Below are 16,662 nucleotides of genomic sequence, written 5' to 3'. Positions count from 1 at the left end.
CAGGCCTCAGCGCAGGAAGCGGCGGACTCCCGCGACCAGCCCCCTGGCATACCGGGCCCGTCCGCGCGGCGACGTCATCACGCGCGCCTCGGCTGCACTGCGCATGTTGCCGAGCTCGACCACCACCGTGGGCACGTCGGAAAGGTTGAGGGTGCCGAGGTCGGAGCGGACGTCCAGCCCGTCACCGCCGGCGACGTACTTGGCGACCACGAAGCGCCTGCCGAGGAGACCCGACCTCACGTCGGACGCGAGGCGCATCGATGCGTCGTGGATGTCGTCGGTCCACGGGGCCCGATCGGCCGGGGCGATGACGTGGAAGCCGCGCGCGCCGGCGGCGTACGACCCGTCGGCGTGGACGGAGAGCTTGAGGTCAGCGCCGATCGAGTTGCCCGCACGGCCCCGGACGTCGACGCACGGTCCCCACCGGTCCTGCCGGTTGCTGTGGCGGGTCAGGCGTACGGTCGCGCCCAGGTCGCGCAGCCGCTCGGCGACGCGTCGCGAGACCCGCCACACGAGTGTCGCCTCTGGGTAGCCGCCGTCGGTCGAGGTGCCCGTGGTGTTGCACGGCTTGGTGAATCCGCCGGCCGGCACCGGGCGGCTGATCTGCGCGGGGAAGTTGTGGTTGCCGAGCTGGTGGCCGGGGTCGATCGCCACGACCTTCCCGGCGAGCGGCAGGTCGAGGGAGGCGGACTGGGGCAGCCCCGTGGACGCCGGGACCGCACCATGCCGGTCGTCGAGCGGCCACAGGTCCGCTCGAGCGCCCGCGTGGACCGACGGCACCACGACCCCGGCAGCGACCAGCGCGACCCCCGCGACCGCGCGAGGGATCACCCGCTGAACCCCTCGGGGTTCTGCGACTGCCAGCGCCACACGTCCGCGCACATGTCGTCGATGGTCTTCCTCGTGCTCCAGCCGAGCTCGGCATTGGCCTTCGACGGGTCGGCGTAGGAGGTCGCGATGTCGCCCGCGCGGCGCGGGACGATCTCGTAGGGGATCGGCCGGCCGACGGCCTTCTCGAAGGCGCGGAGCATCTCGAGCACACTCGTGCCCTTGCCGGAGCCGAGGTTCCAGGTGTGCACGGCGGTGTCGGTGTCCTCGAGCGCCTCCAGCGCCGCGATGTGGCCCGCGGCCAGGTCCTCGACGTGGATGTAGTCGCGCACTCCGGTGCCGTCGACGGTGTCGTAGTCGTCACCGAACACCATCAGCTTCTCGCGCTTGCCGACCGCCACCTGGGCGATGAACGGCACCAGGTTGTTGGGGATGCCCGAGGGGTCCTCCCCGATCGTCCCCGACGGGTGCGCGCCCACGGGGTTGAAGTAGCGCAACAGGGCGAACCGCATCTGTGGCGCCGCGACGGCGATGTCGCGAAGGATCTGCTCCTGCATCACCTTGGTCCAGCCGTAGGGGTTGGTCGCGTAGGTCCGCCGGTCCTCGGTGGCGGCTGCTTGGTCCTCGCCGTAGACCGTGGCGCTGGAGGAGAAGACCAGCTTGTCGACGTCGTAGCGCTGCATGGCACGCACGAGCGAGAACGTCGAGCCGAGGTTGTTCTCGTAGTAGTCGAGGGGCTTCTCGACGCTCTCCCCGACCGCCTTGTGCCCCGCGAAGTGGATGACCCCGTCGAAGTGCTCCGACGCGAACAGGTGCTCGGTCTTGTCGTGGTCACACAGGTCGAAGGAGTGCAGAGGGATGCGAGTGCCGGTCAGCGACTCCATCCGCCCCAGGACCGTCGGGTGGGCATTGCTGAAGTTGTCGACGATGACCACCTCGTAGCCGGCCGCGACGAGCTGGATGACGGTGTGCGAGCCGATGTAGCCGGCTCCTCCGCTGACGAGGATCTTCATGGTGCGAGCCTACGGTCTGCCCGCCTGACAGACTGAGCCCCATGCCCACTGCACTCATCACCGGAATCACCGGCCAGGACGGCCTCTACCTCGCCGAGCTCCTGCTCGAGAAGGGGTACGACGTCCACGGACTCATCCGCGGCCAGAACAACCCCCGCCGCGAGCTGGTCGAGAACCTCGTGCCCGACGTCAAGCTGCACAACGGCGACCTCACCGACCTCTCCAGCCTGATGCGCGCCCTGCGCGACTCCAACCCCGACGAGGTCTACAACCTCGGCGCGATCTCGTTCGTGGCCTACTCGTGGGAGAACGCGTTCGTCACCTCCGACGTGACCGGGATGGGCGTCCTCAACATGCTCGAGGCCGTACGCCTCCACGCCGGCGACGACATCGGCAGCGTGCGCTTCTACCAGGCCTCGAGCTCGGAGATGTTCGGCAAGGTGCAGGAGGTGCCGCAGTCGGAGAGCACCCTGCTCTGGCCGCGCTCTCCCTACGGGGTGAGCAAGGTCTACGGCCACTACATGACCATCAACTACCGCGAGTCCTACGGCATGCACGCCTCCTCCGGCATCCTGTTCAACCACGAGTCCCCGCGCCGCGGTCCTGAGTTCGTCACCCGCAAGATCAGCCAGGCCGTGGCCCGCATCCACCTGGGGCAGCAGGACTCGATGGCGCTGGGCAACCTCGATGCGCAGCGCGACTGGGGCTATGCCGGCGACTACGTCGAGGCGATGTGGCGGATGCTGCAGCAGGACGAGGCCGACGACTACGTCATCGCCACCGGCGAGACCCACTCCATCCGCGACTTCCTCGACCTCGCGTTCGCCCACGTCGGCATCGACGACTGGAGCAAGCACGTGACCCAGGATCCGCGCTTCATGCGCCCGGCGGAGGTCGAGCTGCTGATCGGCGACGCGTCCAAGGCCAGGGACGGGCTCGGCTGGACGCCCACGGTCTCCTTCGCCGAGCTCGTGGCGATGATGGTGGACAGCGACATCGCGGCGGTCAAGGCGGGCTGGTGACCGCTCGCGCCTTCATCACGGGCATCGGCGGCCAGGACGGCACCTATCTCGCCGAGCGGCTGGTCGGCGACGGCATGGAGGTCCATGCGCTCGTGCTGAAGGCGGACGGCCAGCCGGACCACTGTCCCGACGAGGTGGTCCTCCATCCCGGCGACCTCGGCGACCTCGATGCCACCCGTCGCCTGCTGCAGGAGATCTCACCCTTGGAGGTCTACAACCTCGCGGCGATCAGCTCCGTCGCCCAGTCGTGGGACGAGCCGGACCGCACCGCCCACGTCAACGGGCAGGCCGCGGTCGCGCTGATGGAGTCGGCCCGGCTGGTCGGCGACGTGCGCTTCGTCCAGGCCTCCAGCGCCGAGATCTTCGGCGAGCCGGCCGAGTCGCCACAGACAGAGGACACGGCGATCCGGCCGGTGAACCCGTACGGCGCGGCAAAGGCCTTCGCCCACCTCTCCGCCGGCGTCTTCCGGCGGCGCGACGTGCACGTGTCGAGCCTCGTCCTCTACAACCACGAGTCGCCGCGGCGCCACGAGCGCTTCGTGACGCGCAAGATCACGTCCACCGTCGCCGCGATCGCCCGCGGCGAGGCCGACGAGCTCGTGCTCGGCAACCTCGACGCGCGCCGCGACTGGGGCTGGGCACCGGACTACGTCGACGCGATGGTCCGCGCTGCCCGCGCCGAGGAGCCGTCCGACTACGTCGTCGCGACCGGCCGGGCCCACTCCGTGCGGGACTTCGTCGCCGCGGCGTTCGCTGCCGCGGGCATCACCGACTGGGAGCCGCTGGTCCGCCAGGACCGGGCGTTCTTCCGTCCGGCCGACCCGACCGAGCTGGTCGGCGACGCGTCGAAGGCGCGTGACGTCCTGGGCTGGGAGCCCACCGTGGCCTTTGAGGAGACCGTCGCCCGGATGGTGGCGGCCGACCTCGGCTGATCAGCCGTGGCTGAGCAGCCCGATGAGGTACTCGCCGTAGCCGCTCTTGCGCAGCGGCTCGGCCCGTGCGACCAGCTCGTCGTCGGACATCCACCCCATCCGCCAGGCCACCTCCTCGGGCGCGCCGACCTTGAAGCCCTGCCGGCCCTCGATCGTGCGCACGAAGTTGGAGGCGTCGTTGAGCGAGTCGAAGGTGCCGGTGTCCAGCCAGGCCGTGCCGCGCGGCAGCACCTCGACGTGGAGGCGCCCCTCCTCGAGGTAGCGGCGGTTGAGGTCGGTGATCTCGAGCTCGCCACGTGCCGACGGCGCCAGCTCGGCGGCGTACTGGACCACGTCCTTGTCGTAGAAGTAGAGCCCCGGCACCGCGAAGTCGCTCTTGGGGTGCTCCGGCTTCTCCTCCAGCGACAGCGCGCGCCCCTGCTCGTCGAACTCCACGACGCCGTACGCCCGGGGGTCCGCCACGTGGTAGCCGAAGACCGCCGCACCATCGAGGTCCGCGAAGCGCAGCAGCTGGTGGCCCAGTCCGGAGCCGTAGAAGATGTTGTCGCCCAGCACCAGCGCCGAGCGCTCGCCGCCGATGTGGTCTGCGCCGATGATGAACGCCTGTGCCAGCCCGTCCGGACTGGGCTGGACGGCGAAGCTCAGGTTGATGCCGAACTGCGAGCCGTCGCCGAGCAGCCGGTGGAAGCCGTCCGCCTCGTGCGGCGTGGTGATGATGAGGATGTCCCGGATGCCGGCGAGCATCAACGTGGACAGCGGGTAGTAGATCATCGGCTTGTCGTAGACCGGCACCAGCTGCTTGCTGATGCCCTGGGTGATCGGGTGCAGTCGCGAGCCGGTGCCTCCGGCCAGGATGATTCCACGCATGGAGCCACCTTAGGGCCGAGCGTTCCCCCACGCCGTTCGGCGTCCTTTGACACCATGGGTGCATGCCGTCCGACCGTCGCTCGTCCTCGCGACGCTGGATCCGACCCGCCACGCTCATCGGTGTCCTGTTCCTGGTGCTGGTGGGCCTGGCGCTGCTGGCGATCCCCCTCCTCAAGGCGCCCACCCACGCCGAGGCTGCCCGGACCGACCTCGAGGCGGCGAAGACCTCGCTCGAGGCCGGCGACGTCGCCACGGCGGAGGCCAGCGTGCAGAGCGCTCGGCGCCACGCCGACCAGGTCCAGGAGGCGATGCAGGGCATCGGTGGCGACATCTGGAGCCTGGTGCCGGTCGTGGGTGAGCCGGTCGCCGACGTACGCCACCTCGGCAACGCCCTGGACCACCTGACCGCGACCGCCGAGCTGGCCGTCGAGGCGTGGCCGGCCGTCAACGGCAAGCAGGCCACCTTGTTCGGGAACCGCTCCGTCGACATCCCCACACTGATGTCCCTCGTCGACGCGGTCTCCGAGGCCAGCGCCAACCTCGACGCCGCGCAGCTCGAGCTCCGTGAGGTCGACGACTCCGCCATCGGCGTGGGCACCCGTCTGGCCGAGGCGCGTGACGAGGCGTCCGCCGTCGTGTCCCCGCTCGCCGCGAGCGCACGACGCGCGAAGCCGCTGGCCGACGTGCTGCCGGACCTGTTCGGCGCCGACGCCGAGAAGACCTACCTGCTGGCCCTCCTGAACCCGAGCGAGCAACGCTTCTCCGGTGGAGCGCCACTGACGGTGGTGCCCCTGGACGTTGCCGAGGGCCGGCTCACCGTGGGCGACGCCCGGGACACATCGGACCCCGATCTCTTCCGGGTGGGACGGTGGGACAAGGTCGAGGGCAACCCGTTCCACGACGGCAAGCTCCGTCTCTCCACGGCGACGTTCGCACCCGACTGGTCGGTCTCCGGCGAGGAGCTCCTGCGCGGCTGGGAGCGCCGGACCGGGCAGGATGTCGACGGCCTCGTCGCTGTCGACGTGGTCGCCGTGGCCGACCTGCTGCGGATCACCGGCCCCGTCGAGGCGCCGATCTACGGGCAGCTCGACTCCAGCAACTTCACGCAGAAGATGGTCGGCGACTACGACGCGTTCCCCGACAACGAGGCCCGCCACGACCTCAACCTCGCCATCGTGCCGGTGTTCGCCGATCGGCTCCTCTCGCCCGGCCAGGGCGTCGACAAGATCAACTCCCTGCGCGACTCCGCGCAGGGCCGCCACTTCGCCATCTGGATGCGCGACCTCGACCTTCGGGCCGCGGTCTCCGACGTCGGGCTGGCAGGAGACCTCTCGGACACCGACCACGACTACATCGCGGTCTTCAACCAGAACACCAACGCCAGCAAGTCCGACTACTGGCAGCGACGCTCGGTGACGAGCAAGGTCACGCTGCGCGAGGACGGCTCGGCCCGGGTCCGGCTGACGATCTCCGTCCACAACGACTCGCCGCCCTACGGCGCCAACCAGGAGTTCGGCGATCCTCGTGGCGGCAGCAGCCGCACCCGCTGGAACGGGATGACGCTCGGCGTCTTCCTCCCCGACGGCGTGGAGGTCGCCAGCACCTTCGTGGCCGACCGCCCGGTCGGCACCGACGTCTTCGACTACTACGGCCGCCCCTACAAGCTGCTCCGCCTCGTCCTGCCGCCCGGCGAGACCCGCGAGGCCGTGCTGGAGTACGACGTCCCTGCCGCCGCGGTCGCCCTCGACGACGGCACGCTCACCTACCGGCTCGACGCGACCCCGCAGGGGCTCGTCACGCCGCAGGCGCTGTCCGTGACCGTCCAGTGGCCCGACGGCTACGACGTCTCGGAGCTCCCCGAGGGGTGGAGGCGGACCGCGCCCGGCGTGGCGACGTACGAGGATCCGGGACTGGTCACGCAGCCGAGCTTCAGGCTCACCGGCTCGGCCCGGCCGCAGTCCGCACCCTAGACTCGCCCCCATGGAACGCCTTCTTGTGACCGGAGGCGCGGGGTTCATCGGGTCGAACTTCGTGCACCACCTCGTGGACCACACCGACCTGCGGGTGACGGTGCTCGACAAGCTGACCTACGCCGCCTCCCAGGAGTCGCTGGCGGGGCTGCCCGAGGACCGGGTGCAGCTGGTGGTCGGCGACATCGCCGACGCCGACGTCGTCGACCCGCTGGTCGCAGCGCACGACGCCGTCGTGCACTACGCAGCCGAGTCCCACAACGACAACTCGCTCAACGACCCGAGCCCGTTCATCCGCACCAACATCCTCGGCACCTACACGATCCTCGAGGCGGTGCGCAAGCACGACAAGCGCCTGCACCACGTCTCGACCGACGAGGTCTACGGCGACCTCGAGCTCGACGACCCCAAGCGCTTCACCGAGGACACCCCCTACAACCCGTCCTCTCCCTACTCCGCATCAAAGGCCGGCTCCGACCACCTGGTGCGCGCCTGGGTGCGCAGCTTCGGCGTGCGGGCAACGGTGTCCAACTGCTCCAACAACTACGGCCCCTGGCAGCACATCGAGAAGTTCATCCCACGCCAGATCACCAACGTCATCGACGGGATCCGGCCCAAGCTCTACGGCTCGGGTGAGAACGTCCGCGACTGGATCCACGCCGACGACCACTCCTCGGCCGTCCTGACGATCCTGGAGAAGGGCCGCATCGGCGAGACCTACCTGATCGGCGCCGACGGCGAGAAGAACAACCTCGAGGTCGTCCGCCTGATCCTCACGCTGATGGGCCAGCCCGAGGACGCCTTCGACCACGTCACCGACCGGGCCGGCCACGACCTGCGCTACGCCATCGAGTCGGGCAAGCTCCGCCAGGAACTCGGTTGGCAGCCGCAGTTCCAGGATTTCGAGTCCGGTCTGGCCAACACCATCACCTGGTACCAGGAGCACGAGGACTGGTGGCGCCCGCACAAGGACGCCACCGAGGCGAAGTACGCGGAGAAGGGGCAGTGACCCTCCCCTCCCTCGAGACCACGGCGATCCCGGGGCTCGTGGTCGTCCGGCTGGACCGCCGCGAGGACGACCGCGGGTTCTTCAAGGAGAACTGGCAGCGCGAGAAGATGCTCGCGATCGGTCTCCCCGACTTCGGCCCGGTCCAGAACAACGTCTCCTTCAACAGCGAGCGCGGCGTCACGCGGGGCATCCACACCGAGCCGTGGGACAAGTTCATCTCGCTGGCCACCGGTCGGATCTTCGGGGCGTGGGTGGACATGCGCGAGGGCGAGACGTTCGGCACGACCTTCACCCTCGAGATGGACACGTCCGTCGCCGTCTTCGTGCCCCGCGGCGTCGGCAACAGCTACCAGACGCTCGAGGACGCCACGGCCTACACCTACCTCGTCAACGAGCACTGGCGCCCCGGCATCTCCTACCCCGCCCTCGCGCTGGACGACGCGACGGTCGCGATCGACTGGCCCATCCCGCTGGACGAGGCCATCATCAGTGAGAAGGACCAGAACAACCCGGCCCTCGACCCGACGACCGCGATCGCGCCGAAGAAGACGCTGATCGTCGGTGCGCTCGGCCAGCTCGGCCGGGCCTTGCACGCAGCCCACCCCGACGCCGACCGCGTCGACATCTTCGCCAGTGACGGCGTCCCCGCCCTCGACCTGACCGACGCGCAGGCGGTCGGCGCGTGGCCGTGGCACGAGTACGCCGTCGTGCTCAACGCAGCGGCATACACCGCCGTGGACGCCGCGGAGACCACCGAGGGCCGTGTGGCCGCCTGGGCCGCCAACGCCTCCGGTCCCGCCACGCTCTCCCGACTCGCCCGCGAGCACGGGTTCACACTCGTGCACTACTCCTCGGACTACGTATTCGACGGCACTGCGCCCCTCGACCCGGGCCACACCGAGGACGAGCCGCTGTCGCCGCTCGGCGTCTATGCCCAGTCCAAGGCGGCGGGCGACCTCGCCGTCGGCCTCGCGCCGCGCCACTACCTGTTGCGCACGTCCTGGGTGATCGGCGAGGGCAAGAACTTCGTCCGCACTATGCAGGCGCTTGCGGAGAAGGGTGTGTCCCCCAGCGTGGTCGACGACCAGGTCGGGCGGCTGACCTTCACCGACGAGCTGGTGCGCGCGACCCGCCACCTGCTCGAGTCCGGCGCCGACTTCGGCACCTACAACATCTCCAACGACGGCCCGGCGATGTCCTGGCGCGAGATCGCTCAGGCCGTCTTCGGCCGGTCCGGGCGCAGCGCGGAGGACGTCTCGGGCACCAGCACGACGGCGTACGCCGAGGGCGTGCTCGCGCGGGGGGAGCCGTTCGCACCCCGGCCGCTCAACTCGGCGATGTCGCTGGAGAAGATCAAGGCCACGGGCTACAAGCCCGAGGACGCGATCGCGGCCCTCGACCGCTATTTGGGCTGACTGGCTCGCTCTCCTGATTGGCTCGCTCCGCTCGCCCTCAAGGTCCGCAGCGCGCCCGGGAGTGCAGGAGGAGCGGGAAGCGCAGGAGGAGCGAAGCGGGGGAGGCGCGCACGCGCGACGACGAACGAGCGGGTTACGAGCGCTGCGGACACGGCGAGCGGAGCGAGCCAAATGTCTAGCGCCTTGACGTCACTTCGGCCAGGGCCGGACGTACGTCGGCGATGTAGACGAGCGAGGCGATGGTGAAGACCAGGTGGATGATCCCGAGCGGTGAGGAGCCGATCAGGATCAGCTGGGCCGCGAAGCCCAGACCGGTGATCGCGCACCAGGCCTGCTTGGTCAGCTTGCCCGCGGCCTCATAGGCCTCGGCGGAGTAGGTCAGCGAGTTGATGAACGCGAATCCCTTGATCGCGAGCAGCACCACGAGCACGACCAGCATCAGGGTGCTCTGGAACGCGTAGATGTTCACCCCACCAGCCTAAGGCTTGAGGACGAACAGGACCCCCGTCCGTGGGACGGGGGTCCTGCGTGGGCTCAGAACAGCGTCAGCTGCTCCTCGGTTGGGGCGTCTCTTCAGTCGCCGACCTTCTCGGCGGCGTCGGTGACGGCCTGGACTGCGGTGGCGGCGGTCTGGGTGGCGGCGGAGGCGGTGGCCTTGGCGCTGCTCTGGGCGGTCGCCGTCTTCTTGGCCGCGGTCTTGCGGGCGGTCGTGGCGGCGGCCTTCTTGCCCGCAGCCTTCCTGGTGGCCTTCTTGGCGGTCGGCTTGGGCGACGGCGCGACCTTGGTGGCGGCGGCCTTGTCGGCGGCGGCGACCTGGGCGTCGGCGGCCTTCCTGGCCTGGGTGGCGGTTGTCTTCGCCTTCGCGACGGTCGACTTGGCCGAGGTCACGGTGGCCTTCGTCGACTCCTGGCGGCGGATGCGGTCGACGAGCGACTCGCCGCGCTTGACGAGCTCGGTGTAGGTGGCATTGGCGGCCGCGACGTTCTCGTCGACGATCGTCGTGACCTTCGCCGGGTAGGTCAGTGCCTCGGACTGCAGCTCGGCGATGCGGGCCTCGATGGCGGTGCGGACAGCCTTGGCGTCGCGCTTCTGCACGTCGGCCACTCGGGCGGTGACGTCCTTCTGCACGGCGGTGAGGCGCTTCTGCACGTCGGCGACAGCATCGCGGACGACCTCCACGGCGAGGTCGGTGACGCCGACGCTCGCGAGGACGGGCCTGAGTGCCTGGTTCTTCAGGTCGGCGGTCTTGATGTCGAACTTGGCGGTGGCCATGTCCTTCTCCTTCTGGTGGGGTGTGGTCATGCCTGTGGGTTGGTGGGGGTGTCGCGTTCGTTGAGGGCCAGGAACGAGGCGTAGACGTCGAGCAGCGACTGCTTCTGGCGCTCGGTGAGGCCGGGGTCCGCAAGGACGGCGAGCTCGACCGAGCCGGCCTGGCCCGCGTCCGGGTGGACGATGCCGGCGCGTACGTAGAGCTGCTCGGCGGAGACGCGCAGCGCCCGGGCCAGCTGCTGGAGGACCTCGGCCGACGGCTTGCGCAGGCCACGCTCGATCTGGCTCAGGTAGGGGTTGCTCACCCCCACCTGGTCGGCGAGCTGGCGCAAGGAGAGCTGAGCAGCGAGCCGCTGCTCCTTGAGGTAGTCGCCCAGCGAGCCCAGGGAGCCGACGACGGCCTTGCTCGTCTTGGTGCTCTTGTTCCCGGCCATGACCCCATTGTGCTAACAAGAGTTAGCAGAAAACAAGCCGGGGTCAGGTGACGGCGCTCACTCTTCCAGATATTTCTGGCTCTTTTGGGTGCTAGCTAGAAGGCAGCACGGATCTCGCCGACGGGGATACCGCCGCCGAGCAGCTCGAGCTTCCCGGTGGCCTCGACCGCTGCTGCGTCCACTCCCTGCTCGGTCAGCACCCCGGAGCGACGCAGGGCCTCGGCCATCAGGACCGGGCGCACCCGGGGCGCGCCGTCGTCGGTCTTGAGCGCCCAGGCGCGACCGTCCGGCAGCGCGACGGCGTAGCACGACTCGGCCCCGGCCTTGCCGATCAGTCCCGGAATCGCGCGGTGCAGCTCGAGCTCGTCGCGCGTGGTGCCACTGACGTACTCGGGGTGCTCGCGGATCGCGTCGGCGACCGCGCGCTCCGGTCCGTCCGTGGCGCGCGCGAGCGAGGAGAAGGCCCGCGCCAGCCCGGTGAGCGACGTGGCCAGCAGCGGAGCTCCGCAGCCGTCGATCGCGACCGTCGTGACCGGCTCACCGGTCACTCTGGCGAAGGTCTCGATGATCGCCACCTGGAGCGGATGCCCGGGGTCGAGATAGGTCGCCGTGTCCCAGCCCCGCAGCACGCAGGTCGCCAGCATCGCCGCGTGCTTGCCGGAGCAGTTCATCAGGATCGAGGACCGGGAGCCGCCCTCGCGGATCAGGGCCTCGCGGGCGTCGTCGTCGAGCGGGTAGTCCGGCGGGGTCTGGAGGGCGGACTCGTCCAGGCCCGCGGAGGCGAGCGTGCGGCGTACGCCCTCGACGTGGATGGGCTCCCCGGAGTGCGAGGCACACGCCAGGGCCAGCAGGTCCGGCGGGAGGTCCAACCCCAGCTCGACCATCGCCAGCGCCTGGATCGGTTTGTTGCTCGACCGGGGCAGCATGGGCGCCTCGACCTCGCCCACCGACCAGTCGACCGACCCGTCTGCCGCGAGCGCGACGATCGAGCCGTAGTGGTGACCCTCCACGAACCCCGAGCGGACGATCTCGGCGACGACGGGCAGACCGCTCGGGGACAGGGTGGCGACAGCAGGCATGCGGGCAGGCTACTCACCGCGCCGCACCCGGTTCGGACAGGGTGAGAGGATGCGCGGGTGATCCAGCACTGCCCGACGCCGACCGAGCTCGACGACCTGGAGCTTCTCCTGTCAGGGGCCTACGCACCGCTCACCCGCTTCAACGAGCCAGGCAGCGCCGTGACGCTCGACCTGCCCGACGGTGCCCTCGAGGCGGAGCTCGTCGATCCCGAGGGGTTGCCCCTGGCGCGCGTCTCCGCGGACGGCTCTCTGGAACCGCTTACCCACGCCCAGTACGGCCCCTTCCGCCGGCTGCACCTCACCCCGGCCCAGACGCGTGAGCAGCACGCCGGCGCCACGTTCGTCCCCGTCGCCGACGCGCTCACCGAGAGCGAGATAGCCGAGGTCCGCGGCCTCGGACGTGTCGTCCTCGTGGCGCTCATGGGCACCGGTACGCCTGCGCTGTCGCCCGTCGCGCTGCTCCGCGCCACCCTGGCCGCCGCCGACCTGCTCGACGACGCCCGCGTGGTTGCCGTACCCCTTCCCTCCCACGGCGACGCCGACGTCGACCACAAGCTGGGGGCGCAGGTGGTGGCGACGTACGCCGGACCGGACCTGGTCCACGCGCTGTCGGACACGGGTCTCGTGACAGGCGCCGGCGCGCCTTCCTCGACCAGCGGGGGTGCCGGCGCGCCTTCCTCGACCAGCGGGGGTGCCGGCGCGCCTTCCGCGACCAGCGAGGTCTACCCCGCCGCGATCGCCGAGATCGTCGCGGAGGACCGGCCCGAGCCGGAGCAGCAGGGACTGGTGCTCTTCTTCACCGGCCTCTCCGGGAGCGGCAAGTCGACGCTCGCCAGGGCGTTGATGGACCTGCTGCTCGAGCAGGGTGGCCGCTCGGTGACCAGCCTCGACGGGGACGTCGTCCGGCGCCACCTCTCGGCGGGGCTGACCTTCTCCAAGACGGACCGGGAGACCAACATCCGCCGCATCGGCTGGGTGGCCGCCGAGATCGCCCGCCACGGCGGGGTGGCCGTGTGCTCGCCGATCGCTCCGTTCGCCGAGACGCGCGAGCAGGTGCGGCAGATGGTCGAGGACGCAGGCGGCGCGTTCTTCCTCGTCCACGTCGCGACCCCGCTGGAGGAGTGCGAGCGCCGCGACCGCAAGGGGCTCTACGCCAAGGCCCGTGCCGGCGAGATCCCCGAGTTCACCGGCATCTCCTCCCCCTACGAGGAACCCGACGACCCCGCCGTGCGCGTGGACACCACGGGGCGCACGATCGAGGACGCCCTCGACGACGTCCTGGTCGCCCTCGACCAGGCCCGTTTCCTCCACCTCCCCCGGCATGGGTGAGCCGCTCACGGTGCTCTTCGTGTGCACCGCCAACATCTGTCGCTCGCCGGCCATGGAGCTGATCGCCCGCGACCTCGCAGGCTCCGCACAGGTGGTCTTCGCCAGCGCCGGCACCCACGCCCGCAACGGCCGGCCGATGAACCCGGACATGATCACCACGCTGCGCGCGGGTGTCTCCGACGAGTTCCGCAGCCGGCACCTCACCGCCGCGACGCTGACCGGCGCCGACCTGGTCCTCACCGCCGAGCAGGTCCACCGTCAGCACATCCTCGACGACTTCCCGCAGCTCCACCGCCGGGTCTTCACCCTGGGACAGTTCGCCGCGTCGATCGCCGAGATCCCGGACCTGACCGGTCGTGAGCTCGTCGTCGCTGCCGGCGAGAGGCGTACGCCCTCCGCCCCGGAGCACGACGTCGCCGACCCCTACCGGCGCGGTATTGCAGCCGCCACGGAGGCAACCGGCACAATCACTGCCATGCTGAGCGCGATCGTGCCGCGTCTGACAGGCTCGTCGGCCGCATCCCACGCCGCCACGACCGAGCCCACCACCACCGAGGAAGAGGGTTGATGGACCTCATCACCGAGACGTTCTTCGCCATCCTCGCGGCGGGGTTCCTCGTCGGCATCGTCGTCGGCCTCACCGGGATGGGCGGCGGCGCGCTGATGACCCCCGCCCTCATCTTCCTCGGTGTCGGGGAGACCGCCACCGTGGTGACCGCCGACCTGACGGCAGCGGCGGTCTACAAGACCGGCGGGGCCATCGTGCACAAGCGCGAGGGATCCCCCAACATGCAGCTCGCCAAGTGGCTGATGATCGGGTCGATCCCGATGGCGCTGCTCGGACCCTACCTGGTGTCGTGGGTGGTCGACCCGGAGGACATCGACGACACCCTCAAGCTCTGCATCGGCTTTGCGCTGCTGCTCGCTGCGGCGACGTACGCCCTGCGCCTCTACGTCAACCTGCTCCGCGTACGCGGCGGCGGTCCCCAGGCCGACGACGCGCCGCCCGTCAGGCCGATCCCGACACTCCTGGTGGGCGCGCTCGGCGGCCTGTTGGTGGGCATCACCAGCGTGGGCTCGGGGTCGGTGATCATGATCGCGCTGCTGATGCTCTACCCGGGGCTGTCGGCCGTGAAGCTGGTCGGCACCGACCTCGTGCAGGCCGTGCCGCTCGTGCTCGCGGCCGCGATCTCCAACATCGCCCTCTACGGCCTCGACTGGGGCATCCTCGTCCCGCTGGTCCTCGGCTCGGTCCCCGGCACGCTCATCGGCTCGGCCATCGCCCCCCGGGTGCCGCAGTCGTTCATCCGGCGCGGCATCGTCATCGTGCTGACCATGAGCGGCGTCGCGCTGCTCGACAAGGCGGGCTGGGCTCCCCTCGGCAAGGAGGAGACCCACCCGATGCTCATCGCCGGCGTCGGCCTCGCCGTGCTGCTGGTCCTGCCGGTCGTCTGGGGCTTCCTGCGCAAGTCGCAGGGGTTGCCGATGTTCGGCTCCCCCACCATCGCCCAGCTCGAGGACCCCTCCTACCGACCGGGACTGGTCGGGATGAAGAAGGTCGACGGCCCCTGAGTCGTAGGGCCACAAGACGGGCCCCATCCGGCACACCGCGGCGTTGTCGCGGACGCCGTACGGCGTGTTGGGCAGTTGACGCCCGAGATTGGCCCCTGTGGAGGACCGGTCGCGCGAGTGCGGCGGCCGGACCAGACTTCCGCGCCATGGACGCTGTCGCCGCTCTGACCCGCCTGGGCGGGATCGCCTCGGCGGCCGACGTGCTCGCCCTGACCAGCCGCAAGCGCTTGCGCCGGGCCGTCGAGGCGCGGCGGGTCGTGCATGTCTCCCGAGGTCGCTATGCGCTCCCGACGGCGGACGAGGCACGGGAGGTGGCCCTACTGGTGGGAGGGCACCTGCGGCTGCTGTCCGCGGCTGCGCACTGGGGCTGGGAGACGAAGTGGCCGGCGCGCTACCCACAGGTGTACGCGGTCCAGAAGCCCAACCGACCCGTGGACGGCGAGCTCGTGTGCGGCGTCCTGCCGCGAGCCGATCGCGACGGGTGGGCGACCTCGCGACTGCGCACGGTCCTCGACTGCGCAGGCGAGCTCCCCTTCGACGAGGCACTCGCGGTGGCCGACTCCGCACTGCGCCACGAGGACCTGATCCACGAGGACCTGCTGGCTGCCCTGCGCCCAGACACTCCGGCCCGCGTCCGGCGGGTGCTGGAGCACGCGTCGCCCCTCGCCGCCAACCCCTTCGAGTCCGTGCTCCGGGCCATCCTCGTGGAGGCCGGGATCGACGTTGTCCCGCAGTGGGCCACGACCCTCGGCGGCGTGACCTACCACCCCGACCTGGCCGAGCCCTTCCGCGCACTCGCCATCGAGGCCAACTCCTGGGCCTTCCACGCGGGCAGGCGCGAGCACGACACCGACTGCGAGCGCTACAACGCCCTCGTCGTCGGCGGCTGGACCGTGCTGCGCTTCACCTGGGAGCAGGTGATGTTCGCGCCGCACCTGGTGGTGGACACCGTGCGCGCCGCGATGGCACTTCCAGTGGCGGCCTGACAGGGGCCCATCGGAGCGGAGACCCGCCACCTGGACCGCGTGTCGCAGGTGCCGTACGGCGTGTCGGCGTCGAGCAGGACGAAAATCGGCCCTCAGCCCAGGCCAAGCAGCTCCCGGCACTGGGCAGGCGCCATCGGCGTGCGTTGCGCGATCCGACCCAGGTCGACGGCACGTGAGACCAGCTGGGCGTTGGACTCGACAGGTACGCCGCGGCTGATGGTCAGCACGTCCTCCATGCCCACCCGGAGGTGGCCACCCATCGACAGGGAAGCCAAGGCGACCGAGAGCGTCGATCGGCCGATGCCGGTGGCCGACCACGACGTGACCTCCGGCGGGAGCGCGGCAACGCCGGCGACCAGCGCCGGGGCGGTCCCCGGCATGCCACCCGGGACGCCCATCACGAAGTCGACGTGCACCTTGCCGCCGGCCGGGACGCCGTACTCCCGCAGCAGCCGGCCGAGGGCGTGGACCTGGCCGAGGTCGAAGAGCTCGAACTCGGGCGCGACGCCCCGCTCGAGGGCCAGCTGGTAGAGGTCCTTCACGAAGGGCCAGGGGTTGAGGAAGACGTCGTCGCCGAAGTTGGTGGTGCCCATCGTGAGGCTGCACGAGTCCGGCTCCGCGTCCAGCACCCTCAACCGCTCGTCGAGCGGGTCGTGCACCGAGCCCCCGGTGGAGAGCTGCACCACCAGCGACGAGGAGGAACGCACGGCGGCGACCCACTCGCGCAGGAGGGACTGGTCGAGGGTCGGGGCGTGGTCGTCGTCACGGACGTGGAGGTGGATCATCGCCGCGCCGGCCGCCTCGCACTCGGCGGCAGTGCGCGCGATCTCCTCCGGTGTGGTGGGCAGCTGCGGGCAGTCGGCCTTGGCGGTCTCGGCCCCGGTGGGGGCGACCGTGATCAGGAGTGCGTCAGCGGCGGGTGCAGGCATGGCGGCAT

At 70.5% G+C, this 16,662-nt stretch carries 17 protein-coding genes; 9 read left to right on the top strand and 8 right to left on the bottom strand.

The window, feature by feature from the left end; genetic code table 11:
* Nucleotides 1-6: 6 nt before the first annotated feature.
* Together J3P44_RS00945 and galE are read right to left on the bottom strand one after the other, a co-directional pair.
* Nucleotides 7-831, bottom strand: coding sequence for an N-acetylmuramoyl-L-alanine amidase (locus J3P44_RS00945; protein ID WP_255888354.1), 825 nt, complete (start codon nt 829-831; stop codon nt 7-9).
* On the bottom strand, nt 828-1,841 hold the full coding sequence (galE, locus tag J3P44_RS00940) for a UDP-glucose 4-epimerase GalE (RefSeq protein ID WP_255888353.1): 1,014 nt from the start codon (nt 1,839-1,841) through the stop codon (nt 828-830). The genes J3P44_RS00945 and galE overlap by 4 nt, the downstream gene beginning before the upstream one ends.
* Nucleotides 1,842-1,882: 41 nt before the next feature.
* Between galE and gmd the strand changes: the two genes are divergently transcribed.
* Nucleotides 1,883-2,863 (top strand): GDP-mannose 4,6-dehydratase, encoded by a 981-nt coding sequence (gmd, locus tag J3P44_RS00935; protein ID WP_255888352.1) that lies wholly within the window; start codon nt 1,883-1,885, stop codon nt 2,861-2,863.
* Entirely contained in the window at nt 2,860-3,795 is a 936-nt protein-coding gene (locus J3P44_RS00930) for a GDP-mannose 4,6-dehydratase (RefSeq protein ID WP_255888351.1), read from the top strand. The genes gmd and J3P44_RS00930 overlap by 4 nt, the downstream gene beginning before the upstream one ends.
* On the opposite strand, the gene rfbA is transcribed toward J3P44_RS00930, so the two are convergent.
* Nucleotides 3,796-4,662 carry a glucose-1-phosphate thymidylyltransferase RfbA gene (rfbA, locus tag J3P44_RS00925; RefSeq protein ID WP_255888350.1) on the bottom strand — a complete coding sequence of 289 codons (867 nt, stop codon included), beginning with the start codon at nt 4,660-4,662 and terminating at the stop codon, nt 3,796-3,798.
* 62 nt (nt 4,663-4,724) lie between these two features.
* Between rfbA and J3P44_RS00920 the strand changes: the two genes are divergently transcribed.
* Genes J3P44_RS00920 through J3P44_RS00910 form a run of 3 tightly spaced genes read left to right on the top strand, consistent with a single transcriptional unit; the run spans nt 4,725 to nt 9,056 of the window.
* On the top strand, nt 4,725-6,632 hold the full coding sequence (locus J3P44_RS00920; RefSeq protein ID WP_255888349.1) for a DUF4012 domain-containing protein: 1,908 nt from the start codon (nt 4,725-4,727) through the stop codon (nt 6,630-6,632).
* 10 nt (nt 6,633-6,642) lie between these two features.
* Nucleotides 6,643-7,641, top strand: coding sequence for a dTDP-glucose 4,6-dehydratase (gene rfbB, locus J3P44_RS00915; RefSeq protein ID WP_255888348.1), 999 nt, complete (start codon nt 6,643-6,645; stop codon nt 7,639-7,641).
* Nucleotides 7,638-9,056 (top strand): sugar nucleotide-binding protein, encoded by a 1,419-nt coding sequence (locus J3P44_RS00910; RefSeq protein WP_255888347.1) that lies wholly within the window; start codon nt 7,638-7,640, stop codon nt 9,054-9,056. The genes rfbB and J3P44_RS00910 overlap by 4 nt, the downstream gene beginning before the upstream one ends.
* A gap of 175 nt (nt 9,057-9,231) precedes the next feature.
* Here the strand turns inward: J3P44_RS00910 and J3P44_RS00905 are convergent, their stop codons facing one another.
* The 4 genes from J3P44_RS00905 to J3P44_RS00890 form a co-directional block, all read right to left on the bottom strand.
* A complete protein-coding gene (locus J3P44_RS00905) occupies nt 9,232-9,525 on the bottom strand; it encodes a DUF2516 family protein (protein WP_255888346.1) in 294 nt (97 codons plus the stop codon).
* Nucleotides 9,526-9,629: 104 nt separating this feature from the next.
* The gene (locus tag J3P44_RS00900; RefSeq protein WP_255888345.1) at nt 9,630-10,358 is read right to left on the bottom strand and encodes a hypothetical protein; all 729 of its coding nucleotides are present in this window, start codon (nt 10,356-10,358) and stop codon (nt 9,630-9,632) included.
* Nucleotides 10,355-10,759: a helix-turn-helix domain-containing protein gene (locus tag J3P44_RS00895; RefSeq protein WP_255888344.1), complete on the bottom strand. Its 405-nt coding sequence runs from the start codon at nt 10,757-10,759 to the stop codon at nt 10,355-10,357. The genes J3P44_RS00900 and J3P44_RS00895 overlap by 4 nt, the downstream gene beginning before the upstream one ends.
* Before the next feature lie 95 nt (nt 10,760-10,854).
* The gene (locus J3P44_RS00890) at nt 10,855-11,838 is read right to left on the bottom strand and encodes an asparaginase (protein ID WP_255888343.1); all 984 of its coding nucleotides are present in this window, start codon (nt 11,836-11,838) and stop codon (nt 10,855-10,857) included.
* 57 nt (nt 11,839-11,895) lie between these two features.
* Between J3P44_RS00890 and cysC the strand changes: the two genes are divergently transcribed.
* The 4 genes from cysC (at nt 11,896) to J3P44_RS00870 (ending at nt 15,725) form a co-directional block, all read left to right on the top strand.
* On the top strand, nt 11,896-13,167 hold the full coding sequence (cysC, locus tag J3P44_RS00885) for an adenylyl-sulfate kinase (RefSeq protein ID WP_255888342.1): 1,272 nt from the start codon (nt 11,896-11,898) through the stop codon (nt 13,165-13,167).
* Nucleotides 13,160-13,735: an arsenate reductase/protein-tyrosine-phosphatase family protein gene (locus tag J3P44_RS00880; protein WP_255888341.1), complete on the top strand. Its 576-nt coding sequence runs from the start codon at nt 13,160-13,162 to the stop codon at nt 13,733-13,735. The genes cysC and J3P44_RS00880 overlap by 8 nt, the downstream gene beginning before the upstream one ends.
* Entirely contained in the window at nt 13,735-14,739 is a 1,005-nt protein-coding gene (locus tag J3P44_RS00875) for a sulfite exporter TauE/SafE family protein (RefSeq protein WP_255888340.1), read from the top strand. Before J3P44_RS00880 ends, J3P44_RS00875 begins: the two co-directional genes overlap by 1 nt.
* A 146-nt stretch (nt 14,740-14,885) precedes the next feature.
* Nucleotides 14,886-15,725 (top strand): hypothetical protein, encoded by an 840-nt coding sequence (locus J3P44_RS00870; RefSeq protein WP_255888339.1) that lies wholly within the window; start codon nt 14,886-14,888, stop codon nt 15,723-15,725.
* A 92-nt stretch (nt 15,726-15,817) separates the two neighbouring features.
* On the opposite strand, the gene J3P44_RS00865 is transcribed toward J3P44_RS00870, so the two are convergent.
* Complete coding sequence (locus J3P44_RS00865; protein ID WP_255888338.1) at nt 15,818-16,654, bottom strand: beta-keto acid cleavage family enzyme; 837 nt, start codon at nt 16,652-16,654, stop codon at nt 15,818-15,820.
* Between the last annotated feature and the right edge of the window lie 8 nt (nt 16,655-16,662).

Origin of the sequence: Nocardioides astragali, assembly GCF_024436375.1 — a bacterium.
GTDB classification, from domain to species: Bacteria; Actinomycetota; Actinomycetes; order Propionibacteriales; family Nocardioidaceae; genus Nocardioides; species Nocardioides astragali.
Note: the sequence above shows the minus strand (reverse complement) of the source record. Positions and strands in the feature narration are given on the sequence as shown.